The sequence below is a fragment of the Streptococcus oralis genome (genome assembly GCF_026782235.1).
GTDB lineage: Bacteria > Bacillota > Bacilli > Lactobacillales > Streptococcaceae > Streptococcus > Streptococcus oralis_CC.
The window spans coordinates 34,975-61,355 of record NZ_JAKUWE010000002.1 but is presented as its reverse complement, the minus strand read 5'-3'; the positions used below and the strand labels follow the sequence as shown (position 1 = coordinate 61,355).

The window sequence follows — 26,381 nt, the reverse complement described above, 5'->3', positions numbered from 1 at the left end:
ATCTTGTCAAGAAGTTGTAAACTTAACCTTCTTTTACACGAAGATTGATGACACTTGTAACATCTTGATAGATCTTCACTGGTACATCAATCAAACCTACTGCTCGAATTGGTGCTTGCACTTGAATATTGCGTTTGTCAATCTTGATACCAAATTGCTTTTGCAATTCTTCTGCAATTTTCTTGTTAGTGATGGAGCCAAATGTACGGCCATCTGGTCCAACCTTTTCAACAAACTCTACAACCGTTTCTTCTGCTTCAAGCTTAGCCTTGATGGTTTTTGCTTCAGCAATCATTTCAGCATGAGCCTTTTCTTCTGATTTTTGTTTTCCACGCAACTCGCCCACTGCTTGAGCAGTCGCTTCCTTGGCCAAATTCTTTTTAATCAGGAAGTTTTGAGCATAGCCAGTTGGCACTTCCTTGATTTCGCCCTTTTTTCCTTTTCCTTTAACATCTGCTAAAAAGATTACTTTCATTCTTCTTTCTCCTTTTCCTTTAGTTCATCCAAGATTAGTTTAGTCAATTTTTCTCCTGCTTCTGACAGACTCATATCCTCGATTTGCGCAGCCGCTAGATTAAAATGGCCTCCGCCACCTAACTCTTCCATAATGCGTTGCACATTGATTTTACTACGGCTTCGAGCCGAGATAGAGATAAATCCTTGTGTATTTTTTGCCAGAACGAAACTAGCCTCAATACCGGACATAGCCAGCATAGCATCGGCAGCCTTACTGATAACAACGGTGTCATAAGTGGTTGAGTCCTTAGCTTGGGCAATCAAGATATCTGAAGCTAGCTTACGACCTTGTAAAATGAGTTCATTTACCTCACGGTACTCTTCAAAATCTGTCGCAGCAATCTCCTGGATAGCAATACTATCGCTTCCACGTGTTCTGAGGTAGCTAGCCACATCAAAGGTTCGACTCGTTACGCGAGATGTAAAGTTCTTGGTATCCAGCATCATTCCAGCCATCAAAACACTGGCCTGCATACGACTCAAACGATTCTTCTTAGAATTTTGGAACTGAATCAATTCTGTGACCAGCTCACTGGCACTACTTGCCCCACTTTCAATATAGGTGATGACTGCATTCTCAGGGAAATCCTGATCACGCCTATGATGGTCAATAACAATAGTTTGGGTGAACAAATCATAAAAATCTTTTGACAAGGTCAAAGCCGTCTTTGAGTGATCCACTAAAATCAATAACGAACGGCTTGTAACTAGCTTCATCGCATCTGTAAGAGATAAAAGTTTCGTGACATCTTCCTTCTTCAAGAACTGAATAGCACGTTCGATATCTGCTGGCATCTGGTCTGCATCATAGACAGCATAACTGTTCTCAATAATATTACTTGCAAACAACTGCATACCGACAGCAGAGCCCAAGGCATCCATATCTAGATTTTTATGACCGACTACAAAAACCTGGTCAACACTTCGAATCTTATCAGAAATGGCTGTCATCATGGCTCTCGTACGTGTACGAGTACGTTTGATAGACGCAGCAGTTCCTCCACCGAAGTAGACTGGATTCTTGGTCTCATCATTTTCCTTGACCACCACCTGGTCACCACCGCGAACTTCTGCTAAGTTCAAGTTGAGCAAAGCAATTTTCCCTATCTCTTCATGATTTCCATCACCATAAGAAAATCCCATACTTAAAGTTAGGGCTAGTTGCCTCTGTTTTGATTCTTCTCGGAAAGTATCAATAACAGAGAATTTATCATTCATCAATTCCTCGAGTACTGTATAATCTGTGAATAAATAAAAACGATCCATCCCCACACGGCGAGAAAACATAGCATACTTACCAGCAAATTCTGAAACAAAATTAGCTACAAAGCTATTGATATGGCTGATATCAGAGTCAGACGTCGCATCCTCCAAATCATCGTAATTATCCACTGAGATGACCCCAATGACTGGACGGCTAGTTACCAATTCGACAGTTGCTTCGTACTCCCCAGAAACATCAAAAAAATACAAAACGCCTGAAACCTTGTCCATATGGACAGCATATCGTGTTTCGCCCAAGGTAGCATACGAACCAGGATTCCCAACAGAAGCCTTGATGATGGCTTGAATTAACTCAACATCAATTTCCCCTTCTTCATTTGTCAAAATTAACTCAGCATAAGGATTAAACCATTCTACTTCTCCACTTGATAAGTCTAATTTCAGGACTCCCACCGGCATTTGATCAAGCAAAGTACTCAAGCTATTTTCGGCTTGGTGATTTACATATTGGATTTGTTCAATTTCGCTCTTTTCGTACTGTTTTTTTTGCCATACAAATAAAAGCAGATAAAGCAGTACAAATAAAAACAAAACAGTGATTGTTACAGCAAGATTATGTGAAAAAATAATCAGCAAAGTTAAGATTCCGAAAGTTGCAAGTCCTAGTAAGACTGCAGAAAACGGGATTAAATTATTTTTTTTCATTCTAAACCTCTTGCGCATTATTATATCACAAAAGCCCTTAAAAAGCGACCTTTAAAGAGAAAGCACTGCTTTTATTATAGCAAGATGCTCTTAAAGAAACCATATATAAAAAAGGATAGCAAATGCCTCGCTCTCCTTTTTCCACATCAGTGCAGAATCTTCCGCCTAGATTACATTATTCACCTAATTCTAGTCGAATGTCTTGTAGGCACTCTTGCGCCTGTTTCACAATTGATTCTAAAATAGTCTTACATGGTTTGATGTCTTTCACCAAACCCGCAATTTGTCCGCTCATCATTGAACCATGAACTGTATCACCTTCATAGACAGCCTTAGATAGGGAACCAATCGTAATTTCTTCCAGTTCCTCTCGGTTTGTACCTTTCTGCTCTAATTCAATGTAGTGATCCGTCATCTCATTGCGAATACAACGAACTGGCGCTCCCGCAATGCGGCCTGTAACCGCAGTCGCTGTATCACTTGCCGCCAAAATAGCTTCTTTATAGGCTGGAGAAATTGGACATTCTTCTGAAGCAAGAAAAACTGTTCCCATTTGAACTCCTTGTGCACCTAGGGCAATCGCAGCAGCAAGTCCACGACCATCTGCCACACCTCCTGCAGCAATGACTGGAATCGTTACCGCATCAACGATTTGTGGGATAAGAGCCATTGTATTGGTCTCTCCAATATGGCCACCAGCTTCTGAACCTTCAGCGATTACAGCATCAACTCCCAATTCTTGCATTTTTTGAGCATGCTTGACACTTGCAATAACTGGAATAACCTTGATTCCTGCTTCTTTCAAGTAAGGCATGATATGCTTAGGAGTTCCTGCACCTGTAGTTACCACTGGAACCTTTTCTTCGATGATAACGGTCACAATATCCTTGATATTTTTCATCATCAACATGATGTTGACACCAAAAGGCTTATCTGTCAACTTTCTCAGTTCACGAATTTCTTCTCGCAACTGTTCTCCGGTCATACCACCCGAAGCGATAATTCCCAGACCTCCAGCCTCAGAAACAGCTGCTGCTAGTTGATAGTGCGAGATTTGAGCCATAGCCCCTTGGAAAATTGGATATTGAATCTGTAAAAGTTTTGTAATTGACATATGAGTCCTCCTTTTATTTTCTGTTGATTCTTGTTGGCAAATGGATGCATGATGCACCAATATCCCCGTCAACAAGAAAATGTTATAGTTGTCTCCTCATATTCTGCTATCCTAAAAAATCTGGCTTACGATCCTGCTGATCTGTAAAAGGAATAAGTGGGGGGCGAGAACGTAGAACATAATCTACAAATTCCTTCCCATCCTTGTCAAACTCTACCACCGCGAAAAATTGATCATGGTAAAAGAAAAACTTATAATGATTCTCAAAAGCCTGACGCAACCACTTCTTTTTGGCTAAAATTGATTTCATAGGATAATCATCAACTGCTGGAACCCAGAGAGGATTTCGATGAACATGTGATAACATCAAGTCCCCCATATGGATCATCGTATCTTTCCCCTGTTTGAGCAAGATAATACTGTGGCCATTGCTGTGACCACTTGTGTGAATCATTTGGATTTCTGGAATGACATTGATATACTCTGAGAAAGTCGTCACCTGATCTTGAATCGGTTCCCAATTTTCTCTCAGATAAGTTCCCCGCGTTCGATCATTAGGGTTTCTCATCTCATACCACTCGACATCATTCACAATAATCTTGGCGTTTGGATACTTGGAAACCAGCTTCCCTTGACCATTCACATACGTCAAGCCACCAGAATGATCGTGGTGCATATGTGTCATCAGCACGATGTCAATGGCTTCAGGCGATAGTCCTAAAAGAGCCAAACTTTCTTCTACCCGACTTTCAGACAAGATTCCTAAGTTACGCCTTTGTTTATCGGATAATTTTGCTGTATCAAAACTTGCATCTATCAAGTAATTTTTACCCTTGTACTGGATCAAAATAGGATCCGTCAATTCTGCCATCATATTAGCATCATTTGTTGGGTAGTAACGAGACCACACAACTTTCGGAACCGGACCAAAAAGAGTCCCTGCATCCGTCAATTTATCGGCTCCACGTAGCCATATCAGTTTCATATCATGAAATTGATATTCCTGTAAGGTGAGTTCTGCCATGCTTTACTCCTTTATCCATTGGGCTGCTATTCTTTTGCGAATCGAATCCCCAGATTTTCCATAGATTTCAATCGTTTTGGCATCCTTTAGATAACGGTCTATGGGGATGTCATCCAAGGTTTGAAGAGGTCCAATTAATCTAATAATTTCCTCAGAAATCTCAATTGCTACTTTTGTCGTATAAAGTTTTATCTGAGATACAAAGAGAGAATCCGCCTTCATCCTATCCTTGTAGGAAGCAAAGTAAGATTCAGCCGCACACAGCTTAGTATACAAGTCTGCGAATTGATGTTGATAGACTGTCGCATCGATTAATGGTTTCCCAAATCTTCTTTTGACATTTACAAAAGCCAGACCTGTTTCAAAAGCTCCCTCAGAGATACCAATAGAGATTGCGCTTAATCCTAGCTGTAATTTTTTGATAATATCATTTAACTGAGTTTCCCCATTTAGCGTCAATCCTAGCAGACTATCTTCTGGCAATATGACCTGATCAAAAGTTACCGAATTCACAGGCAAACCCTGTAAACCAGGCTTTGCAATATCACCTCCAAAAGCAACTCCTGGTCGAGTCGTATCAACAATGAAAAATCCGTATCCATCTTCTCCGTTAGCTTCCTGAACCTTGGCTAAGATTAACAAAATATCTGCATAGCGGCAATTTGATACAATTGACTTCTTCCCAGTTAAAGACCAACCTGTTTCTGTTTTCCTTGCAGTTGTTGCAATAACCTCCAAGCTGTCCATCAATTTTCCTTCAGAAAATCCCAAGCCAGCTAAGATTTCTCCCCTTACTAATGGTTCTACATAACGCGATTTTTGTTCCTGACTCCCATATCGTAAAATAGGATAGATACCATAACATGCCTGAGTTAGTAGAACAGCAGAAAAAGCAGGAAAATCTTTTGAAATCAAGCGAATAAAGGTTAAAAACTCGGTTCTCAAAACAGAATCTTGACTATCTAAAAGCAAGGAAAAGATATCAAATTGCTCAATAAACTGATAAAGCAATTCTCTAGGGAACTGTTGTTCATCCTCACGAGACTTGAAATAGTCCCGAATCAACACTTTCACGTCTGCCTTCAATTCTCGCGCCAGCACGTCATTATAGGTCATCGCATTCACCTCATCTTAGTTGTCAGAAAACGGTTGGTAATAATCTTTCAACAATTCTTCATACACATAAGACTCTACTTCATTGTAGGAGTTTTTATAGGGTCTACAAAACCAAATATTAAATGGAATCGGATCCTTGAATCTAACCGCCTTAAAACGACTCTTATCCACAAAATATTCAACCGGCCTTGGCAAAAGGGCAATCAAATCTGTCTGATGAGTCGATTCAACTAGGAAGTCCCAAGTAGAGGAAAGATAAGCAAATTTAGCCTCAATTCGTTGTGAACGAAGTTTTTCTGTCACTAAATCATAAGTCGTAAATGTTTTGTTGAAGGTTGCCAATTCATAACCAGCAATATCAGACCATTCCAACAAGCTTTTCTGAGCCAACGGATGATCCTTATCCATATAAGCAACGTATTCATCCAATTGAATGATATGTTGTTCATATTTTTTAGCATCCAGACTCGTAGGCTCTATCAGAATAGAGAGATTCAAATCTCCATCAACCATTTTTTGACGAATTTCCTTCCCTCCACCCTCCGTAACCTGGATATAGATATGAGGATTATTTTTCAGAAAATGAGGCAAGGCACTAGCAAAATAAACTCGTAAAATCAAGGACGGAATACCAAAATTAATGGTGCCTTTTTGCTTTTGAGCTTCTATATGGATCATGGAAAGCATTTCTTCATGTCAATTCACAATCTCGGTCGCATAACGATAAATTTTGCGTCCTGCCTCTGTTAAACTTTCTAATCTTCCATTCTTGCGATTGAATAATTGAACCCCTTCAGCTGCTTCAAAATTTGTCACAAATTGACTCAAGGCTGATTGACTAATGTGAATCTTCTTTGCAGCAATGGAAAGGTTGCATCCGCATTCTATGATATTGATGAAATAGTTCATTTGGATAATATCCACTTACCCATCACCTAGCTTTCCTTCACTATTTTAGTAGGTCAATTAGACAACTATTCTAGTGTTTGATAGTTGTCTACTGACTTTTTATCGAAATAACATTTCGAATACTTCATTTTAACGCTGTATATAAAGCGCTTACAATACTATCTAGTTTATATCATAACACACTAAGTAGAAAATAGCTCTTTTTTTGCTTAAATCGGCATTGTTTTTAGGTTTTCTGAGACAATGACTTCCCCAGCTGTTTTTTCAAGAACTTCTTCTAATGTCACACCAGGAGCCAGCTCTTTCAACAGGAATTTACCATCTTTGAATCCAAAAACAGCTAATTCTGTGATGACAAGATCCAATACTCCTTTAGCTGAAAGTGGCAAGGTACATTCTTTCAACAACTTAGATTCCCCATCAACAGTTGTGTGTTGAATAGCCCCGATTACACGCTTAGCACCAACCAATAAGTCCATTGCGCCACCCATACCAGGAGCAAATTTCCCTGGGATAATCCAGTTCGCAATGCTACCATCTTGGCTGACTTCTAGCGCTCCCAGAACGGTTGCATCCACGTGTCCACCACGAATAATGGCAAAGGAAGTTTGTAGATCAAACAAGGCTGCTCCTGGTAATAATGTGATAGGAGCCCCACCAGAGTTCGCTAAATTGGCATTATAGGTGTCTTTAGTTGGTGTTTCTCCAAATCGAAGGGCGCCATTTTCTGCCTGCAAAATAACATTTACTCCTTCTGGAATGTAATCAGCAGAGGCGTTTGGAATCCCAAATCCAAGATTGACCACATCTCCATCTTTAAATTCAAGCGCTACACGTCTTGCGATAATTTCTTTTGCTTTCATCTTATTTCACCCCCGCCAGTTTTTTTGTCTCTGTCCACAAGTCTCCCATCATCTGATGATGTTCTTGTGGTGTCAATCCTTGAACGACATAGTCAACTAGGATACCAGGGATGTAAATATCATTTGGATCAATTTCTCCGGCTTCAACCAACTCGTTTGTCTCAACAATGACTGTGTCAGCCGCTAGAGCGAGTTGAAGAGAGATGTTTTTGGTAGTCCCATCTATATAAAGGTTGCCATACTTATCCGCCTTAGTAGCTTTAATCAAGGCAACATCGATTTTCAATGGATCATAAATCAAATATTCTTTTCCATTTCGAGTTACTTTTTCGTGCTCATCTTCAAGAATTGTTCCTACACCTGTTGGCGTTAAGACTGCTCCAAGACCCGCACCTGCAGCATGCAAGCGTTCTACGACAGTTCCCATTGGAGTGAACTCCACTTTCATGGCTCCTGAGAAATAATCATGCTGAGCAGCAGCAGATGTCCCTACATGGGCTGCAATGTATTTTGTAACCTGATGGTTTTCACAAAGACGACCAACTCCAACTTCCTTACCGGGTTGAGAAGTTACAACAGACACCAAGGTCAAATCTTGCTGGTTTTGACGAACCAGTTCCTCAATTAACTCAAATGGTTCTCCCACTCCGAGAAATCCAGAAATACCAACTTTATCTCCTGAATGAATCAAGGAAATAGCTTCAGACAATGTTACAACTTTCATAACCTATCTCCTCTCTTATTTACGTTGAAAGACAGCTTTGCGTTTTTCAACAAAAGCGCGCATTCCTTCCACCTTATCTTCTGTTGAGAAGAGTAGAGCTTCCGCTTCTGTTTCCAAACGAATAGCATTTTTCAGAGGGAGTTCTGAGCCAACTTGGATAATATGTTTAGCTTTTTCAACTGCTAGCGGTGCATTTTTCATAATCGCTGCTGCTAGCTCTTCTGCCGCAGGCAATAGTTCTTCTGCTGCTACCAACTTGTTAAGAATTCCAAGATCGTATGCTTCTTGTCCTTTAACCATTCTAGCAGTGAAGATTAATTCCTTTGTTTTACTAGTACCAATCAAACGAGACATTCTTTGAGTACCTGCAAAACCAGGAATGATTCCCAAGCCGACTTCAGGGAAGCCAACCATTGTCTTGTCATAGCCGATTCGGATATCAGTTGAAAGAGCTAATTCTAAACCGCCTCCCAAAGCATAACCATTCAATACTGAAATAGTTGGCTGAGTCAATTCAGATAAGCGGGTAAAGGTGTCGTTCGCATAGGTCATGTATTCATGAGCCTGAATTGGAGACATTTGGTCCATCTCTTTAATGTCCGCTCCCGCGACAAATGCTTTCTCTCCTTGACCAGTCACAATGACAACACGAATGTCCTCGCTTGCTTCAATCTGGTCTAAAGCGAGATTCAAATCCTTTAAGACTTCTGAACTTAAAGCGTTCAAAGCCGATGGACGGTTAATTGTTAGATAGCCAAGACCATTCTTAACCTCTAATAAAACAGTTTTACTCATTGTTCTGCTCCTACTTGATTTATTTTGAGTACAGTGTACAGCGTCAACAAATACCAACACAAAATGTAAGAGCTTACATTTTCATCATAAACCTTTTTCCCCCATCCGTCTACTTAATCTTTATTTATATACCTATAAGTCCAGCTTATAGTATATGGTAAGTCCAATCCATCCTTAAAGTCTTAGAAAAAATAAAAATACCTTATCAAGCCCTTTTAGAGAAAGACACTTGATAAGGTATGTAACTATGAGATCGGATCAAAATCTCATTTTGTAATCGTAATATTGAAAAAGAGGAAATGACGTTCAGTTTTCTAATAACTAACGTTCAACGATGAGGGCAGTTCCCATCCCTCCTCCGATACAGAGAGTAGCTAAACCAGTTTTAGCATCACGTTTCATCATCTCATGTACCAGAGTCACTAGGATACGGCAACCTGAAGCCCCAATTGGGTGACCAAGAGCAATCGCGCCACCATTGACATTGACAATATCTGTGTTAAAGCCAAGTGTTTTCCCAACCGCACAAGCCTGAGCAGCAAAGGCTTCATTTGACTCGATCAAGTCAAGATCCTCAACTGTCAAATTACCTTTTTCAAGAGCTTTACGGGTCGCATAAATCGGTCCACATCCCATAATCTTAGGATCCAAACCTGCACTTGCATATGAACGAATGCGCGCAATGACTGGAAGTCCTAATTCTTCAGCTTTTTCAGCACTCATGACCAAGACAGCCGCCGCTCCGTCATTGATACCTGAGGCATTTCCCGCTGTAACAGAACCGTCTTTTTTGAAAACAGGACGTAGCTTAGACAGACTCTCCAAGCTAGCATCTTTTCTAGGAAATTCATCTGTATCAAAGACGATAGGATCGCCTTTACGTTGAGGAATGACCACCGGAACAATCTCTTCCTTAAAACGTCCAGATTCTATAGCCGCCACTGCTCGTTTTTGTGATTCCAAAGCAAGCGCATCTTGATCATCCCGGCTAATACCATATTCTTCTGCCACATTCTCAGCTGTAATCCCCATATGGTATTCGTTAAAGGCATCAGACAAACCGTCCTTAATCATGGTATCTACCACTTTCGAATCTCCCATACGGCCCCCCCAACGGAAGCTTGGCAAAACATATGGAGCCTGGCTCATGTTTTCTGCACCACCAACCACGACAATATCTGCATCTCCGCACTGAATCGCTTGAGCAGCTAACTGCACTGCCTTCAAACCGGAACCACAAACCTTGTTAATGGTAAAGGCTGGTGTAAATTCAGGAAGCCCAGCATGAATACTCATTTGGCGAGCCACGTTTTGGCCTAAACCTGCGCCTAGGACATTCCCCATAATCACTTCATCTACCTGCTCTGGTTTAATATTCGCTTTTTCCAAAGCACTCTTAATTACCAAAGATCCCAAATCAACAGCAGAAACATTCTTCAAGCTCCCGCCAAAGGAACCTAAAGGTGTTCGCACTGCCGAAACAATAACTACGTCTTTCATGACTACCTCCATCAGTGTCTAGTAAGTAAAGAAACCTTCTTTTGTCTTCCGTCCCAATTTTCCTGCTTCGACCATTTTCTTAAGAAGAGGAGCAGGTCGGTATTTTTGATCGCCAAACCCTTGGTTTAGGACGCCCATAATAGCCAAACAAACATCCAATCCAATCAAGTCAGCAAGAGCCAAAGGTCCAATAGGATGATTTGCACCAAGTTTCATCGCTTCATCGATTTCTTCGGCACTAGCCACTCCTTCACCTAGAATGTAAATGGCTTCATTGATCATAGGAATCAAAATTCTGTTCACAACAAAACCATAAGAATCTTTAACATCAACTGGTGTTTTACCAATTTTCACTGTCAGTTCACGAACCACCTGAACCACTTCTTCTGAAGTCTGCAAGGCCTTAATAACCTCTACAAGTTTCATGATTGGTGCAGGATTAAAGAAGTGCATTCCAATCACGCGCTCCTGATGTTTGGTAGCAGCAGCTATATCCGTGATTGACAAAGAGGATGTGTTTGATGCTAAGATAGTTTTAGAATCTGTCAATTCATCCAATTGTTTGAAAATATTCAACTTAATCTCACGGTTCTCAGTTGCAGCTTCAATCACCAATTGGACTTGTTTCGCATCTTCATATGAAATAGATGGAAGCAAATTGGCCAATACCTGATCCTTCTCATCCGCAGACATCCGTCCTTTTTCAACTGAACGTTCCAATTGTTTTGTGATATTATTTAAGCCTCTTTGAACAAATTCTTCTTTAATATCATTTAAGTAAACTGTAAAACCAGCCTGAGCAAATACTTGAGCAATTCCGCTTCCCATTTGACCAGAACCAATAATCATCACCTTAGATATCATTATTTTCTCCTTCTTATTTTACAAAAATCCATTGCATGAAGCAAGGACGATTGAACAGAAATCCTTCAATCGCCCTTCTGACATTAAACAAAGGCACCTAGTCCAGTAATCTCACGACCAACAATCAAGGCATTCACTTCGTGTGAACCTTCATAGGTATAGATTGATTCAGCATCTGCAAAGAAACGAGCAACGTCTGTCTCAAGTGTAATACCATTACCTCCGCAAGTTTCACGAGCAAGGGCAACTGTTTCGCGCATCACCAAGGAATTGTGCATCTTAGCAAGAGCAGAGTTAAGCATCAATTCATTCCCTTTCTCTTGCATCTCAGCAATACGAGTTGAATAAGCAATAACTGCTACAGCATTTGCTTGCATACGAGCCAATTTTTCTTGAACGATTTGGAATTTGGCAATTGGACGTTTGAACTGTTCACGATCTTTAGCATATTTAAGAGCTGCAACATATGATCCACAAGTCACTCCCATAGCAATGTGAGCAACGTCCGCACGAGTGAAGGTCAAGATACGGGCTACATCACCAAAACCATTGATATTTACCAAACGGTCTGAATCTGGAACCTCTACATTCTTCATGGTAATATGGCCATTGCGGACACAACGAAGAGCAATTTTGTGTGGGATTGGTTCTGCATGATATCCAGGAGCCCCCTTACGAACGATAAAGCATTTTACCTTGCCATCCGCAACATCACGAGCAAATACAGGAACAACATCCGCAGTATCTGAACCACCAATCCAGCGTTTTTCACCATTTAGAATCCACTTGTCTCCAACACGTTCTGCAGTCGTTGCAAGTCCTCCAGCAATATCAGAACCTGAAAGAGGTTCAGTTAAAGCGAAGCAACCTTGCCAATCAAATGCAGCTAGTTTCGGAAGAAATTCTTTTTGTTGACGCTCATCACCACCCAAGAGAATTGTGTTGTAGCAAAGTCCGCCATGAACTGTATAGAATGTTGCCATAGAAGCATCGAAGCGAGCAAGTTCAAGATACAAGAATGCAATATAAAGTTCAGAAGGTTTCCAGCTGCCCTCACGTCCTTCAAACAATTTTGGATTGTTCATAATTTGAGCGCCCTTAGCCACAGCATAGAATTCTTCAAAAGGAAAATCAGGTTTTTCCCAGTATTCATTAATAACCGGACGGAGATGTTTCTCAATCAAACGGCGAGTTTCTTGTAAAACCTCTGCTTCTCCCAAAGTTAGACCATCCGCATAGTGAAAAAGGTCTTCAGGATATAGTTCGCGTAAAATTTCTTCTTTTGTTGCCATAGTCATGACTCCTTTAATTGTTATAAGAGCGCTTACATTTTTGTATTCGCTATTTGTTGACAACCCCATTCTATCCCTTAGGGTATTATTTTGTCTACTTAATAAATATAAACACCCCTATAAGTTCAGATTATAGGGGCCGATTCTGACTATTTTATCAAGGATTTCCTGGTTTTTCTTACTTATTTCCGCATAAGAAAAAGTGGTTTACTGATTTGTAAACCACTTTTTTGTTATTTCAATTTTATGATTCTTTGACTTCTAGTAAACCAACTTCACCATCTTCACGACGATACAAAACATTAGTTGTTTGATCTTCTACATCTACATAGATAAAGAAATCATGTCCCAATAAATCCATTTGAAGAAGCGCTTCTTCTAAATCCATTGGCTTCAAATCAATTTGTTTTGAACGAACGACTTTGGGTTGCACAACATCTGCATCTTCAACTAGAGCATCTGTAAAGAGTTGACTTGTCGCAACTTTATTTTTATTCTTACGTTCGATTTTAGTTTTATTTTTACGAATCTGACGTTCAATTTTATCTGTTACAAGATCGATAGAACCATACATATCTTGAGAAACATCTTCTGCACGAAGAGTAATAGATCCAAGTGGAATTGTTACTTCAACCTTTGCTGTTTTCTCACGGTAAACTTTCAAATTCACACGTGCATCCAACTCTTGCTCTGGTTGGAAATACTTTTCGATCTTTTCGAGTTTAGAAACTACATAATCACGAATTGCTTCTGTTACTTCTAGGTTTTCACCACGGATACTATATTTAATCATATAAGTACCTTCTTTCTAAACATTTTTGTTTTTCTAACCATATTATAGCGCTTTCATTTTCATTTTGCAACTTTTTTCCTCATCTTACAAGGGAAAAAGTTTTAACATCCAGAGCACCTGCTTCTTCCAAAAGTCGTTTCACACGATTCACAGTTGCCCCTGTTGTATAGATGTCATCAATCAGCAAAATCTTCTTAGGAAGTGCAATTCCATCTTTAATAAAAAATGGAATTTCAGTAGCTAACCTTTCCAAACGGCTTTTAGAAGAACTAGCCCTCTCTTCTCTTTTTCCTAATATATCTTTAAAAGAAAAGCCTGCCGCTTCGACCAAACCTTCAACCTGGTTAAACCCCCTCTCAAGTAATCTTTTAGGACTTAGGGGAATTACAACAAATTGATAACCTCTATACTGTTTCAGCTCCTCAGCAAGAACGGAAGCAAAAACTTTTCTAAGCAAAAAATCGCCATCAAACTTATATTGACTGAAAAAGTCTTTCATAGCTTGATTATAGGTAAAGATTGCCTTATGATTAACCTGCACTCCTTCTTTACACCAAAGTTTACAATCTTGACACTGAGTTGACACCCCTGTTTTCATACAGTTTGGACAATATTTCTCACCAATCTTCTCAAAACTAGAAGCACAAGCTAAGCAAAGATAACTGCAGTCGTCCTTCAAAAGGAAGAGACTACTAAAAGTCAGCTCACACTTGGTAGTCTGTCCACATAATAAACAGTTCATAAACCTGCCTCCATGTTCATCTGCTTGATTTCCTTGATTGCCTTTTTGATGGAAGTATTTAATCCATCATGAAAGAAGAGCAACTCACCAGTTGGTCTGTCCATACTACGCCCAACTCGCCCACCAATCTGAATCAAGCTAGACTTGGTAAAGAGACGATGATTAGCTTCTACTACGAAAACATCCACACAAGGGAAGGTAACCCCGCGTTCCAATATTGTTGTACTGATCAGTATTGTCAGTTCTCCATCTCGAAAAGCTTGCACTTGCTCTAATCGATTTTCTGTGACAGAAGATACAAAACCGATATTCTCATCTGGGAAATACACCTGTAGTATTTCTTTTAGTTTTTCTCCTTTCTTAATCTCTGATGCAAAAATCAGTAAGGGATAACCTGTTCTTCTCTGTTTCTCAATATAAGTCTTTAACTTGGTTGACAATTGATTTTTCTCTAAACAACGATTAAAATCTGATAACCAGACAGGTTTAGGAATAATCAAAGGATTTCCATGAAACCGTCTCGGCAAGCTTAGCCTTTTTAACTCTCCTATTCGAACTTTCTTATCTAACTCATCAGTAGATGTAGCTGTTAAAAAGATTCTCATGCCATTCTCCTTTACACTATTCTTTACAGCATGGTAAAGCATTTGATTATCAACATAAGGAAAGGCATCTACCTCATCCACTATCAACAAATCAAAAGCATGATAAAATTTTAATAACTGATGAGTTGTTGCAACTACTAAGGGAGTTCGAAAATAGGGCTCTGATTCGCCATGGAGTAGCGCTATATCGCAAGCAAAGTCTTTCTGCAGTCGCTTATACAGTTCCAAACACACATCAATTCGAGGACTTGCCAAACAAACTGTACCACCATCATCAATCACTTTGGCAACAACTTGATAAATCATCTCTGTCTTTCCAGCACCTGTCACAGCATGAACTAAAGTCGGTTCTCTCTTTTCGACTGCTCGAATCAACCCCTCTGATACTTTTTCCTGAAAAGGGGTTAACTGACCACGCCATTTGAGAACATCTTGCTTTGAAAAATCTTCCTGCGGAAAATAGTATAAGGCTTGATCACTCCTGACTCGCTTCATCAGCAAACACTCCCTGCAATAGCAGGCACCTATAGGCAAATACCATTCTTCTAGAATACTACTATTACAACGTTGACAAAACAGTTTCCCCTTCTCTTTTCTCATTGCTGGCAGTTTCACTGCTACCTGTCGTTCTTCTTTAGTTAATTCTTTCTCAGTAAACAAGCGACCGAGGTAATTAGGATTTACTTTCATACTTTAATATTCGCAAAAATCTAGCGATTTAGGTTTTTTTTTAGTACAATTAAATCATGGAATTTAGAACAATTAAAGAGGATGGTCAGGTCCAAGAAGAAATCAAAAAATCCCGCTTTATCTGTCATGTCAAGCGTGTTTATAGTGAAGAGGAGGCCCGTGACTTCATCACTACCATCAAAAAAGAACACTACAAAGCCACCCATAACTGCTCTGCTTTTATTATTGGAGAACGCAGTGAAATCAAGCGTACGAGTGATGATGGGGAACCTAGTGGTACTGCTGGAGTCCCTATGCTCGGAGTCTTAGAAAATCATAATCTTACCAATGTCTGCGTAGTAGTGACACGCTACTTTGGGGGAATTAAGCTAGGAGCTGGTGGTTTGATCCGTGCTTATGCAGGTAGTGTGGCATTGGCTGTCAAAAAGATTGGCATTATTGAAATCAAAGAGCAGGTTGGCATAGCCATTCAAATGTCTTATGCTCAATACCAAGAGTACAGTAACTTTCTTAAAGAACATCATCTCATGGAGCTGGATACAAACTTTACAGATCAAGTTGATACAATGATTTATGTTGACAAAGAAGAGAAAGAAGATATCAAGGCTGCTCTTGTGGAGTTTTTTAATGGAAAGGTTACTTTAACAGATCAAGGTTTACGAGAAGTTGAAGCCCCTGTAAACTTAGTGTAAACGAAAGAGAAATTATGGCTTTTGGGAAATTTATTCAAGGACTTGCTGGAAACTTTAGCGAGGAAAACAAAGAGACTCTTATTAAAGAATATGGACAATATCTACTAGAGAATGAAGAAATTCAAAGTGGATATAAACTTATTCGCGATTCAATTATCTTTACAAGTATCCGTATCATCTTTACAGATAAACAAGGCGCTACTGGTCGTAAGGTGTCTGTTAAGTCACTCTTTTTGATGAACATTGTCAACGTTGAAATGGAAACTGCAGGAGCAGGTATAGATGATAGTGAGATTACAATCACTTATTTAGAATACGTCTTTCTAAAAGCACACAATGAGCACCTGAGTTTCCATAAATTTGAATTCCCTAAAAAAACGGACATCCTTCCGCTTTACACCTATTTATTAGAATTGGCTTATCACAATCGATTAAAAATTAATGACTTAGACCTTTGATATAAAAAAATCCTATCACTTCGATAGGATTTCTATATTTTACAAATAGCCTTGAGCGGGTTATACTAGTATCATCTTATACAAAGAGGTATATCTATGGCTATTTATAACAATATCACTGAACTTATTGGACAAACACCAATTGTTAAACTTAACAACATTGTTCCAGAGGGTGCTGCAGACGTCTATGTTAAACTAGAAGCTTTTAACCCTGGATCGTCAGTAAAAGACCGCATTGCCCTTAGCATGATTGAAAAAGCGGAACAAGATGGTATTCTAAAACCGGGTGCTACCATTGTTGAAGCAACGAGTGGAAACACTGGTATCGGTCTTTCATGGGTTGGTGCCGCTAAAGGATATAAAGTTGTTATCGTCATGCCTGAAACGATGAGTGTAGAACGACGCAAGATTATCCAAGCTTATAGTGCTGAACTCGTCCTCACTCCTGGTAGCGAAGGAATGAAAGGGGCTATTGCCAAAGCTCAGGAAATCGCTGCTGAACGTGACGGCTTCCTTCCACTCCAATTTAGTAACCCAGCTAACCCAGAAGTACACGAAAGAACAACAGGAGCTGAAATACTGGCTGCTTTCGGTTCTGATGGACTAGATGCTTTTGTGGGTGGTGTTGGTACTGGTGGAACGATTTCAGGTGTTTCTCATGCACTTAAAGCTGCCAATTCTAACATTCAAATTTTTGCAGTTGAAGCTGATGAATCTGCTATTCTGTCTGGCGAAAAACCAGGACCTCACAAAATTCAAGGTATCTCAGCTGGATTTATTCCTGAAACACTTGATACAAAGGCCTATGATGGTATCGTCCGCGTAACGTCAGATGATGCTCTAGCACTTGGCCGTGAAATTGGTGGAAAAGAAGGCTTCCTTGTTGGGATTTCTTCAGCTGCAGCGATTTACGGGGCAATTGAGGTTGCCAAGAAATTAGGTACAGGGAAGAAAGTCCTTGCTTTAGCACCAGATAACGGCGAACGTTATTTGTCTACAGCACTCTATGAATTTGAAGTGTAAACTCCTAAATGCACTTAGCCCTTATTAAAGGGCTTTTTGTTTACACATACAGAATCTACTCTCTAGACCAAAAGAAAAAGGAAGCAAATCGCTTCCTTTTCTATTAGTTATTCAAAGCTGCTGCCATTGTAGCTGCAACTTCAGCTTCAAAATCATTTGCAGCTTTTTCGATACCTTCACCAACTTCAAAGCGAGCGAACTCAACTACTGAAGCGTTAACTGAATCAAGGTAGGCTTCAACCGTCTTGCTGTCATCCATGATGTATACTTGTGCAAGAAGTGTGTATGCTTGGTCAACTTTAGTGTTGTCAAGCATGAAGCGATCCATTTTACCTGGGATGATTTTGTCCCAGATTTTTTCCGGTTTGCCTTCTGCAACCAATTCAGCTTTGATATCTTCTTCAGCTTGAGCAATCACTTCATCAGTCAATTGAGCTTTTGATCCATATTTCAAGTGTGGAAGAGCTGGTTTACCAACCATTGCACGGCTATCATTATCTTGGTCAATCACGTGGTTCAATTGTGCCAACTCATCTTTAACGAACTGCTCATCCAATTCTTTGTAAGAAAGAACTGTTGGTTTCATCGCAGCAATGTGCATTGAGATTTGTTTAGCAAGCGCTTCGTCTCCACCTTCAATAACAGAGATAACACCAATTCGACCACCATTGTGTTGGTATGCTCCAAAGTGTTGCGCATCTGTTTTTTCAAGCAAAGCAAAACGACGGAATGAGATTTTTTCACCGATTGTAGCTGTTGCAGATACATAGGCTGCTTCAAGAGTTTCACCTGAAGGCATTGTCAAAGCAAGTGCTTCTTCGTTATTAGCTGGTTTACCTTCAGCAATTACTTTAGCTGTTGCATTTACCAACTCAACGAATTGAGCGTTTTTCGCAACAAAGTCAGTTTCAGCATTTACTTCAACTACTGCTGCAACGTTACCGTTAACAAATACACCAGTCAAACCTTCAGCTGCAACACGGTCAGCTTTCTTAGCTGCCTTAGCCATACCTTTTTCGCGAAGCAATTCGATTGCTTTTTCGATATCACCTTCAACTTCAACCAATGCTTTCTTAGCGTCCATAACACCAGCACCAGATTTTTCACGCAACTCTTTAACAAGTTTAGCTGTAATTTCTGCCATTTTGATTCTCCTATATTTTTTAAAAATAGGAGAGCCGGGCTAAGCCCCGCCCTCCTAGGTAATGATTACTTATTTGAATTAAGCGTTGTCGCCTTCTACAACTTCAACGATTTCTTCGATTGAGTCAGCTTGAGGTTCTGAAGCTGCAAATTCTGCTTCAACTGCTGCTGCATCTTCACCTTGACGTCCTTCGATGATAGCGTCAGCCAATTTAGCTGTAATCAATTTAACCGCGCGGATAGCGTCATCGTTAGCTGGGATGATTACATCGATATCGTCTGGATCAGTGTTTGTGTCAACCATCGCTACAACTGGGATTCCCAATTTTTTAGCTTCTTTAACAGCGATTTGTTCTTTATGTGGGTCAACTACGTACATTACATCTGGGATACGAGGCATGTCTTCGATACCACCCAAGAATTTTTCAAGACGTGCACGTTGTTTGTTAAGAAGTGCAACTTCTTTCTTAGGAAGAACGTCGAAGATTCCTTCTTCTTCCATACGTTTGATTTCTTTCAAACGAGCAATACGTTTTTGGATAGTTCCCCAGTTAGTAAGAGTTCCACCCAACCAACGGTGGTTGATGTAGTATTGACCTGAACGTTCTGCTTCTTCTTTAACAGCGTCAGCAGCTTGTTTTTTAGTACCAACAAACAATACAACTGCATCGTTAGCTGCCGCATCACGCATGAAGTCGTATGCTTGGTCAGCGTATTTTACAGTTTGTTGCAAGTCGATAACGTGGATTCCGTTACGTTCAGTGAAGATGTACTTAGCCATCTTAGGGTTCCAGCGACGAGTTTGGTGACCAAAGTGTACACCAGCCTCAAGAAGTTGTTTCATTGAAATTACTGCCATGAGTATTTCTCCTTTTTGTTTTTTTCCTCTTCTTGATTTCAACTTGCAAAACGACCCGAGGGCAACAGTTTCACAATTCATCAAGAATGAGTATTATCGTTTACACGACAAGTTTCATTCTACCACATTTTAGCGATATTTTCAAGTGATTTTGATAGATTTCGGTCTTGCTCTCGATAAAAAATAATAAAAGAGACTCAAATCGAGCCTCTTCGTTTCATTCATTAGTTTGGATAAATGTAAGTAACATAACCTTCAGATGTTGTAGTTGGGTTAAACCATCCACGTTTGTTACCGATTGTACGATCTCCACCATAGTTTGATTCTGATACTTGAATGCTAGTTGATGATGAAACAGCTGTAACAACCGCTACGTGTCCATATCCACCGTCATTCCAACATGCAATCGCACCAACTTGTGGTGTTGAGCCTGTACGGAATCCTGCAGCAGCTGCACTTGTAGCCCACTGTGCTCCGTTACCCCAGTAATCTCCGGCCCAAGGTGCTAATGTTTTAGCTCCCCAAGTACATTCACCAGTTGGATAACTTGAAGCATTTGTACTGTATGTTGGACGCTGTCTAGTAGGAGTAGGTGCTGGAGTGTAGCTTGAGTCCTCGTCGTCAGATGCTGATGCTGACGCTGATGTAGATGTTGCTTGCACTTGAGCTGAGAAACTTGTGTTTCCAGAAGCAACAACTGATTGTTGTTGACTTGTTTGACGTGCTTTATAAGCTGCCTCTGCTTCAGCTGCTGCCTTCGCTTCTGCCTCTGCTGCTGCTTTTTGTTCCAACAAGGTAGCTTTCTCGCCTTCTGCAGTAGCTTTCTCTGCAGCAAGGTTCAACTCAGCAACTTTTAACTCCGCCTGTTTTGTTGTCAATGTTTGTGCATCGTCAGCAAGCGTTTGTTGGTTCGCAATTACAGTATTGATTGCTTCATTATTTGCAACTTGTTTTTCTGAGATTGATTTTTTATCAGCTTTTTGTTGCTCTAACATTTTGTTGTTAGCCGACACAATCTCGCTCATAGCCGCAACACGGGAAATAGCTTCTGTAATTGATTTTGAATTTACAATTGTATTGATATAGCTAGTTGCAGCACCGTTTGTTTGTGCGCTACGTGCTTGTTTTTCCAAAGATTCATTACGAGCAACAATGTTCTTAGAGAGCTCTGTAATTTCTCCTTCAAGTTTTTTAGATTCCGCTTGTAGTGTTTCATTTTCAGCTTGCAAGTTTGTTTGCTGTGTTTGAATAGCTGTAACTTGCGTTTGGATTTCATCTACCTGTTTTTGAGCTTCTTTTTGTTGAGCTGTCAAGTCACTAATCTTACTATCTTGAGCAGCAATTTTTTCATCAGTTGTTTCAGCGTGAACAGTTGTTAACACCGACACTTGAGACACTAATACTGTACTTAATAAAAGTGACGCTAAGATTTTTTTCTTCATATTGTGTAGATACTCCTTCTATTTAAGACATTACTAGTATACCAAAAAAAGACATAATAAATATTACGCCTTTGTTACATTTTTATTTCTTTCTTATAGATAATATTTTTCAAAAATATACTGGAAAATCACCATCCACAAAAAGTTTAAAATCATTGATGGGACAAGACTGTAGACAATGAAAACTGGCATTGATTCTACTGTCAGTCCCATAGCAAGGGCCAGGAGATAACTACCCATATCAAATAGGAAGCTCATCACAACTATTGTTAACATTCTCGTCCAACGGTTCAACAAAGTCACACTATTAAACTTGTGAAGTGAGGCACCTATCAAGATAAATAAAAGTGTCGCAATTCCTATCAAGTGGAAAAAATAGATATCGTACACCAAACCTGCTATACAGCAATAAGCTAGATAGAAGTATTCTGATACCTCAATTGTCTCAAACAAGAGAAATAAAAACAGGAAATGACTGGCTAAGTGAAAATGTGGATAAAAGGATTCTACTAATTGACCAATATGTGCATCAATTAGCACAAGAAAAGGAAGTAAAAAGAAAATACCAACTTGTTTTAACAGTCTCATTGCTAATTCCCCACTAACTCTACCACATGAAGATCTTTAGTATCAGCACTTAACTTTACTGTTACCTCTCGTGTTAGATAATCACTGCTATGAGTTGTAGCAACAACCTCTCCAACAGGAATATCCTTAACATTAAAGTTTCCAAGCCCCCCTGTAGTCACCCTATCTCCAGCACTAATGTCGCTGTTACTGTTTAATTGACTAATTTTAAGAAGTTCGGTTTCTTTGTCATAACCAACGATAATTCCGTAAATTTCAGTAGAACCATGCAAGATTTTAACGGAAATTTTATCCGAATTTTCGGTATTTGTCAACAGGTTGACATTCGTTGAATGATCCTCCACTTTTGAAACACTGCCAATCAAGCCCCCATTTGCAATGGCCAACATATTTTCAGAAGCACCCTTTGAACTTCCTGCATCTATCGTTAACTCTTGCTTCCAAAATACCGGTGAACGCGTAATTACATCTGCTGCTATGTTTTTTGTAGCCTGCAATTTTGACTTCATATCCAGCAACTGACGTAGTTGTTCATTTTCAGTTTTTAAACTTTCTGATTGATTAGACTCCACTTCTAGTTTGTAGAGTTGCTTTTTTAAGCTTTCATTTTCATTGTAAGTCTGCGTCAAATGCCCCAAATCCGATTTGAAAGTATCAAACCACTGAAAAGGTTTTTGGACAATTCTATCCACTAAAGAAATCCCATCTCCTAGTTTCGTCACAATAGCGCTTGAATAGGTTGTCACTAATAGAACAGAAACTGCCAAAACTGTGACAAAAACGATGATTAGATATTTTGATTTTTTAAAACGGTTCATATTCCTACCTTTATACTAAAAACCTGCTACTGTGAGCTTCTTATCAATCCTACAAACCTGCTAAGATTTTAAGAAAAATAAGAAACATCCCAGTACCAAAATCACAAGAATTGCCAGTGTATCCTTTTGACACCATCTCAACTGTCTATACTGACTTCTACCCTTTCCTCCCTGATAACCACGCGCTTCCATGGCTATTGCCAATGAATCTGCACGCTTTAAGCTCGTCGCAAAAAGAGGAATTAAAATTGGAATCATAGCCTTTACTTTTTGAACGATGCTTCCCTCACCAAAGTCAACTCCACGAGCTTTTTGAGCATTCATAATTCTCGTCGTATCATCCATCAAAGTTGGAACAAAACGCAAACTCATTGATAACATCAGACCAATTTCATGAACGGGAACTTTCACGCGTTTCAGCGGTGCTAAAAGAGCTTCAACTGCAGCTGCCAGACTCAAAGGCATGGTCGTTAAGGTTAGCAAGGTTGAAAAGAAAATAATTAACACAAAACGACAGAAAATGATTCCCGCTTGTTGCAAAGCATAATCCGTTATTCTTATAAAAGAAAACTCAAATAGAACATTTCCACTTGAAATGAAAAAGAGCTGAAAAAGAGTCGTAAAAGCAATCAGGAAGAACATGGATTTTAATCCCTGAACGAAAAATGAGAGAGAAACGCCCGATAATGCGATAAATATACCTGTCGCTATAAACAAAATGAGATTGGTGAGAGGATTATTGGCCCAAAATACAATCAAAATCAGCAGAATCATAGCGAGCAATTTACTACGGGGATCCAAGCGATGAATGATGGAATCTCCTGGTATATAACGTCCTAAAATCATACTATCCATTTAGCGACTCCTTAAACTCCTCTATCTTGATTGGCAGTTTTTTAAAAGCTACACCCCTATCTGCCAAACGTTTACAAAAGGCTGTGATTTTAGGCACACCTAACTGTACTTTTTCCATAGAGGCTACATCTTGGAAAACTTCGCACGGTTTGCCACTTTTGACCAAACGCCCCTTTTCCATAACATAGACCTGATCAGCATATGCAGCTACATCATCCATCAAATGCGTTACCAAGACGATTGTCATTCCAGAAAGGTGGAGTTCTTTAAACAAGGTCATCAATTCTTTTCTACCCAAAGGATCTAGCCCTGCTGTCGGCTCATCCAAAACCAAGACAGTTGGCTCCATGGCCAGCATACCTGCTATAGCTACACGTCTCATTTGGCCACCCGAAAGTTCAAAAGGACTGCGCTCAAAGAGTGACTCATCGATACCTACCAAGGCTAACTTTTCACGCGCAATTTTCTTGGCATCTTCCTCAGAAACTCCAAAATTTTGCGGTCCAAATGCAACATCTTTCAAAACAGTCTCTTCGAAAATCTGGTTTTCAGCAAATTGAAACACTAGACCAACCTGCTTTCGAATCTGACGAATTTCTTTATTGGTTGATGTAGGGGTAATGACGGTATCGAAAACTCGAACAGAACCCTTACTTGGTACCAATAGGCCATTTAAAAGCTGTAAAATCGTTGATTTCCCACTACCTGTGTGCCCTACTAAAGCTGTATAGGAACCGTCCTCAATCGTCAAAGAAACATCAGTCAAGGCTGATGAAGATAGGGGAGTCCCCTCTTGATAGGTAAAGCTCACATTTTCTAGAGTAATTCCCATAGCTTGTCCTCTAGCTCTCCTTCTGTCAAATAACCATCCGGCAACTGATAACCAGTCTCTCTCAAAGATTCTTTCAATTGATTAGCAAAAGGCTCATCTAACCCTATCTGGTCAAGGTCAGCCCGAGAAAAAAGTTCTCTTGAGCTGCTGGTTGACTCCACTTGGCCTTTTTTCATGACCAAGACACGGTCACTCATCGCAACTTCTTCTAAGTCATGTGTAATGGAGACGACTGTCATCTGATGGTCTTTTCGAATCTCTTGAACTGTCTGAATCAGTTCTCGTCGTCCCTCAGGATCCAACATACTTGTAGCCTCATCCAGAATTAGAATAGCTGGCCTCAAGGCAATAACTCCTGCAATGGCCACCCGCTGTTTTTGTCCACCAGATAAACGAGCTGGTTCTCTCTTCTTAAAGTCCAGCATCCCTACCAACTCCAAAGAATCAGCCACTCTCTTCTTCATTTCTTCTCGAGGAAGTCCCTGATTTTCTAAGCCAAAGGCGACATCATCTTCAACAGTTGCCCCCACAAATTGGTTATCTGGATTTTGAAAAACCATACCAATTTGACGGCGTAAGTCCCAAACATTCTCAGAGGACAGCAATTGCCCATCTATCCAGATTTCCCCAGACTCTGCTTCAAGCAAGCCATCAATCAAACGGATAGTTGTCGATTTTCCACTCCCATTATGACCTACAATCGAAAGCCATTCCCCCCGTTTCACGTGAAACGAGACATTATTAACATCATAATGATCCTGATCTTCTTTGTATCGAAAAGACAGATCTTTTACTTCAATAATCGATTTCATTTCGAACCAAATGTCCCTTTGAATACATGAGCGCTACCCTTGAAATAATCATAACCAGAGTAGATAGTGAAAAACAAAGCGATATAAAGCAACAGTTGCCCAATTAAATTCCAATGTAAGAGCAAAAAGATAATGGCAAACATTTGACTAAAGGTCTTGATTTTCCCAGGCATCGCTGCTGCTAGAACTGTCCCTCCCGTCTCAACAAGCAACAAACGCAAGCCTGTCACTGCAAGTTCACGACAGATGATAATAGCAACAACCCAAGCTGGAGCCATACCTAACTCAATCAACATGATAAAAGCTGACATAACCAACAACTTATCCGCCATTGGATCTGCAAACTTTCCAAAGTTGCTAACCACATTCCATTTACGAGCAAGGTAACCATCGAGATAATCCGTTATACTAGCAACTGAAAAGATAATCGCTGCCAGCAGGTGGCCACCTTGTGAATGGTCCAAAGTCAAAATAAGAATAAAGAGAGGTATAAAGAGAATTCTACCAATTGTTAATACATTAGGAATTTGTTCTTTTTTCATTGCTTTTTCCTTAATCTGTAGTAAATGTAAGTGTTACAGTTCCAGTCTGAGTTGTCAGCTTCGAAGTATCAATCGTTTGATTGTCCACAGTCACAGTAACTCCCTTTACCACACCCAAAGTAATAGTTACAGAATCTTTCGTTGAAACTGTTGTTTTTGCATTCTTATTGTCTGCGGATAGTGTCACACCACCTTCCAACTCACTTCCCGAAACACTAACCCAGCTAGTCGTATCTGAAACTGCCAGCTGAACAGTAGCTGTTTCCTTACTCGTTTTATACCGAGCTTCAATGCGGTTTCCTTCGCCTGACACTGTAATAGTTGATTCCGTAGTAGAAGATGAGCTAGACGTCTGACTACTAGAAGATGAACTAGATGAGGTTGTGGAACTAGTTGAGCTCACAACACTATAAATAGCTGAAGAAGAACTTGGCTGAGTTTGGATGTAGTTCCAAACATAGTAAGTCACAAAAATTAAAATCGACAAAGCAAATAGAACGAAATAAAACAAGGGGAGATAAGACGTTTTTTTCTTATTTGATCGTCTGCGACCAGACAAGTCTTCTTCATCGACATCTACCTCTTCATAAGTGATCATACTACCTGAATCATAGGCATCCAAAACAATTCTTTCATCCAACTCTACTGCCCAGGCATATTTTCTTAAAAAAGAACGAGCGTAGAAGGTGCTAGGAAGTAAATCGAAATCATCTGCCTCCATGGCTTCTAGAAAATGCAACTGAATTTCAGTTTTTTCCTGCAATTCTTCTAAACTCAATCCCTGGTTAATTCTGGCTAAACGTAGAACCTCGCCAATTGTTTTTTTTCTCATACGTACCAT

At 39.9% G+C, this 26,381-nt stretch carries 27 protein-coding genes and 1 pseudogene; 3 read left to right on the top strand and 25 right to left on the bottom strand.

Annotated features, from left to right (window positions below; all coding sequences use genetic code 11):
• Positions 1 to 22: 22 nt before the first annotated feature.
• From rplI to MK396_RS00685, 15 genes and pseudogenes are all read right to left on the bottom strand, one after another.
• Positions 23 to 475, bottom strand: coding sequence for a 50S ribosomal protein L9 (rplI, locus tag MK396_RS00755; protein ID WP_125840553.1), 453 nt, complete (start codon positions 473 to 475; stop codon positions 23 to 25).
• Positions 472 to 2,445: a DHH family phosphoesterase gene (locus MK396_RS00750; RefSeq protein WP_125840552.1), complete on the bottom strand. Its 1,974-nt coding sequence runs from the start codon at positions 2,443 to 2,445 to the stop codon at positions 472 to 474. The genes rplI and MK396_RS00750 overlap by 4 nt, the downstream gene beginning before the upstream one ends.
• A gap of 175 nt (positions 2,446 to 2,620) precedes the next feature.
• A complete protein-coding gene (locus tag MK396_RS00745) occupies positions 2,621 to 3,601 on the bottom strand; it encodes a nitronate monooxygenase (RefSeq protein ID WP_268700433.1) in 981 nt (326 codons plus the stop codon).
• 64 nt (positions 3,602 to 3,665) lie between these two features.
• A complete protein-coding gene (locus MK396_RS00740; protein WP_125840550.1) occupies positions 3,666 to 4,583 on the bottom strand; it encodes an MBL fold metallo-hydrolase in 918 nt (305 codons plus the stop codon).
• A 3-nt stretch (positions 4,584 to 4,586) separates the two neighbouring features.
• On the bottom strand, positions 4,587 to 5,699 hold the full coding sequence (locus MK396_RS00735; RefSeq protein ID WP_268723369.1) for an acyl-CoA dehydrogenase family protein: 1,113 nt from the start codon (positions 5,697 to 5,699) through the stop codon (positions 4,587 to 4,589).
• 15 nt (positions 5,700 to 5,714) lie between these two features.
• A pseudogene (locus tag MK396_RS00730) lies at positions 5,715 to 6,623 on the bottom strand (LysR family transcriptional regulator).
• 194 nt (positions 6,624 to 6,817) lie between these two features.
• Positions 6,818 to 7,471 carry a 3-oxoacid CoA-transferase subunit B gene (locus MK396_RS00725; RefSeq protein WP_268723368.1) on the bottom strand — a complete coding sequence of 218 codons (654 nt, stop codon included), beginning with the start codon at positions 7,469 to 7,471 and terminating at the stop codon, positions 6,818 to 6,820.
• A 1-nt stretch (position 7,472) separates the two neighbouring features.
• Positions 7,473 to 8,195 (bottom strand): CoA transferase subunit A, encoded by a 723-nt coding sequence (locus MK396_RS00720; RefSeq protein WP_247916453.1) that lies wholly within the window; start codon positions 8,193 to 8,195, stop codon positions 7,473 to 7,475.
• A 15-nt stretch (positions 8,196 to 8,210) separates the two neighbouring features.
• Complete coding sequence (locus tag MK396_RS00715) at positions 8,211 to 8,990, bottom strand: enoyl-CoA hydratase-related protein (protein ID WP_000048041.1); 780 nt, start codon at positions 8,988 to 8,990, stop codon at positions 8,211 to 8,213.
• Positions 8,991 to 9,311: 321 nt separating this feature from the next.
• Entirely contained in the window at positions 9,312 to 10,490 is a 1,179-nt protein-coding gene (locus MK396_RS00710; RefSeq protein ID WP_268723367.1) for an acetyl-CoA C-acetyltransferase, read from the bottom strand.
• Positions 10,491 to 10,508: 18 nt separating this feature from the next.
• Positions 10,509 to 11,357, bottom strand: a complete 849-nt coding sequence (locus MK396_RS00705; protein ID WP_268723673.1) for a 3-hydroxybutyryl-CoA dehydrogenase — start codon at positions 11,355 to 11,357, stop codon at positions 10,509 to 10,511.
• A gap of 80 nt (positions 11,358 to 11,437) precedes the next feature.
• Entirely contained in the window at positions 11,438 to 12,646 is a 1,209-nt protein-coding gene (locus MK396_RS00700) for an acyl-CoA dehydrogenase family protein (RefSeq protein ID WP_000201480.1), read from the bottom strand.
• Between the two features lie 244 nt (positions 12,647 to 12,890).
• Positions 12,891 to 13,439, bottom strand: a complete 549-nt coding sequence (hpf, locus tag MK396_RS00695) for a ribosome hibernation-promoting factor, HPF/YfiA family (protein WP_000599116.1) — start codon at positions 13,437 to 13,439, stop codon at positions 12,891 to 12,893.
• A 79-nt stretch (positions 13,440 to 13,518) separates the two neighbouring features.
• Positions 13,519 to 14,181 (bottom strand): ComF family protein, encoded by a 663-nt coding sequence (locus MK396_RS00690; RefSeq protein WP_125840546.1) that lies wholly within the window; start codon positions 14,179 to 14,181, stop codon positions 13,519 to 13,521.
• A complete protein-coding gene (locus MK396_RS00685) occupies positions 14,178 to 15,476 on the bottom strand; it encodes a DEAD/DEAH box helicase (RefSeq protein WP_268723366.1) in 1,299 nt (432 codons plus the stop codon). The genes MK396_RS00690 and MK396_RS00685 overlap by 4 nt, the downstream gene beginning before the upstream one ends.
• 56 nt (positions 15,477 to 15,532) lie before the next feature.
• Between MK396_RS00685 and MK396_RS00680 the strand changes: the two genes are divergently transcribed.
• The 3 genes from MK396_RS00680 (at position 15,533) to cysK (ending at position 17,649) form a co-directional block, all read left to right on the top strand.
• On the top strand, positions 15,533 to 16,168 hold the full coding sequence (locus tag MK396_RS00680; protein ID WP_268723365.1) for a YigZ family protein: 636 nt from the start codon (positions 15,533 to 15,535) through the stop codon (positions 16,166 to 16,168).
• A gap of 14 nt (positions 16,169 to 16,182) precedes the next feature.
• On the top strand, positions 16,183 to 16,626 hold the full coding sequence (locus MK396_RS00675) for a PH domain-containing protein (RefSeq protein ID WP_268723364.1): 444 nt from the start codon (positions 16,183 to 16,185) through the stop codon (positions 16,624 to 16,626).
• A 96-nt stretch (positions 16,627 to 16,722) separates the two neighbouring features.
• Positions 16,723 to 17,649, top strand: a complete 927-nt coding sequence (gene cysK, locus MK396_RS00670; protein ID WP_268723363.1) for a cysteine synthase A — start codon at positions 16,723 to 16,725, stop codon at positions 17,647 to 17,649.
• A gap of 103 nt (positions 17,650 to 17,752) precedes the next feature.
• Here the strand turns inward: cysK and tsf are convergent, their stop codons facing one another.
• The 10 genes from tsf to rodZ form a co-directional block, all read right to left on the bottom strand.
• Positions 17,753 to 18,793, bottom strand: coding sequence for a translation elongation factor Ts (gene tsf, locus MK396_RS00665; protein ID WP_000808088.1), 1,041 nt, complete (start codon positions 18,791 to 18,793; stop codon positions 17,753 to 17,755).
• Positions 18,794 to 18,871: 78 nt separating this feature from the next.
• Positions 18,872 to 19,651 carry a 30S ribosomal protein S2 gene (gene rpsB / locus MK396_RS00660; RefSeq protein WP_268723362.1) on the bottom strand — a complete coding sequence of 260 codons (780 nt, stop codon included), beginning with the start codon at positions 19,649 to 19,651 and terminating at the stop codon, positions 18,872 to 18,874.
• 224 nt (positions 19,652 to 19,875) lie between these two features.
• On the bottom strand, positions 19,876 to 21,093 hold the full coding sequence (gene pcsB, locus MK396_RS00655) for a peptidoglycan hydrolase PcsB (RefSeq protein ID WP_268723361.1): 1,218 nt from the start codon (positions 21,091 to 21,093) through the stop codon (positions 19,876 to 19,878).
• Positions 21,094 to 21,186: 93 nt separating this feature from the next.
• On the bottom strand, positions 21,187 to 21,681 hold the full coding sequence (mreD, locus tag MK396_RS00650; protein ID WP_001237923.1) for a rod shape-determining protein MreD: 495 nt from the start codon (positions 21,679 to 21,681) through the stop codon (positions 21,187 to 21,189).
• Between the two features lie 2 nt (positions 21,682 to 21,683).
• Positions 21,684 to 22,499 carry a rod shape-determining protein MreC gene (mreC, locus tag MK396_RS00645; protein ID WP_268723360.1) on the bottom strand — a complete coding sequence of 272 codons (816 nt, stop codon included), beginning with the start codon at positions 22,497 to 22,499 and terminating at the stop codon, positions 21,684 to 21,686.
• A 60-nt stretch (positions 22,500 to 22,559) separates the two neighbouring features.
• Positions 22,560 to 23,354, bottom strand: coding sequence for an energy-coupling factor transporter transmembrane component T family protein (locus MK396_RS00640; protein WP_268723359.1), 795 nt, complete (start codon positions 23,352 to 23,354; stop codon positions 22,560 to 22,562).
• A complete protein-coding gene (locus MK396_RS00635; RefSeq protein WP_268723358.1) occupies positions 23,347 to 24,186 on the bottom strand; it encodes an energy-coupling factor transporter ATPase in 840 nt (279 codons plus the stop codon). The genes MK396_RS00640 and MK396_RS00635 overlap by 8 nt, the downstream gene beginning before the upstream one ends.
• Entirely contained in the window at positions 24,171 to 24,998 is an 828-nt protein-coding gene (locus tag MK396_RS00630) for an energy-coupling factor ABC transporter ATP-binding protein (protein WP_268723357.1), read from the bottom strand. The genes MK396_RS00635 and MK396_RS00630 overlap by 16 nt, the downstream gene beginning before the upstream one ends.
• Positions 24,995 to 25,540 (bottom strand): CDP-diacylglycerol--glycerol-3-phosphate 3-phosphatidyltransferase, encoded by a 546-nt coding sequence (pgsA, locus tag MK396_RS00625; protein ID WP_125840537.1) that lies wholly within the window; start codon positions 25,538 to 25,540, stop codon positions 24,995 to 24,997. Before pgsA ends, MK396_RS00630 begins: the two co-directional genes overlap by 4 nt.
• 10 nt (positions 25,541 to 25,550) lie before the next feature.
• The gene (gene rodZ / locus MK396_RS00620; RefSeq protein WP_268723356.1) at positions 25,551 to 26,372 is read right to left on the bottom strand and encodes a cytoskeleton protein RodZ; all 822 of its coding nucleotides are present in this window, start codon (positions 26,370 to 26,372) and stop codon (positions 25,551 to 25,553) included.
• Between the last annotated feature and the right edge of the window lie 9 nt (positions 26,373 to 26,381).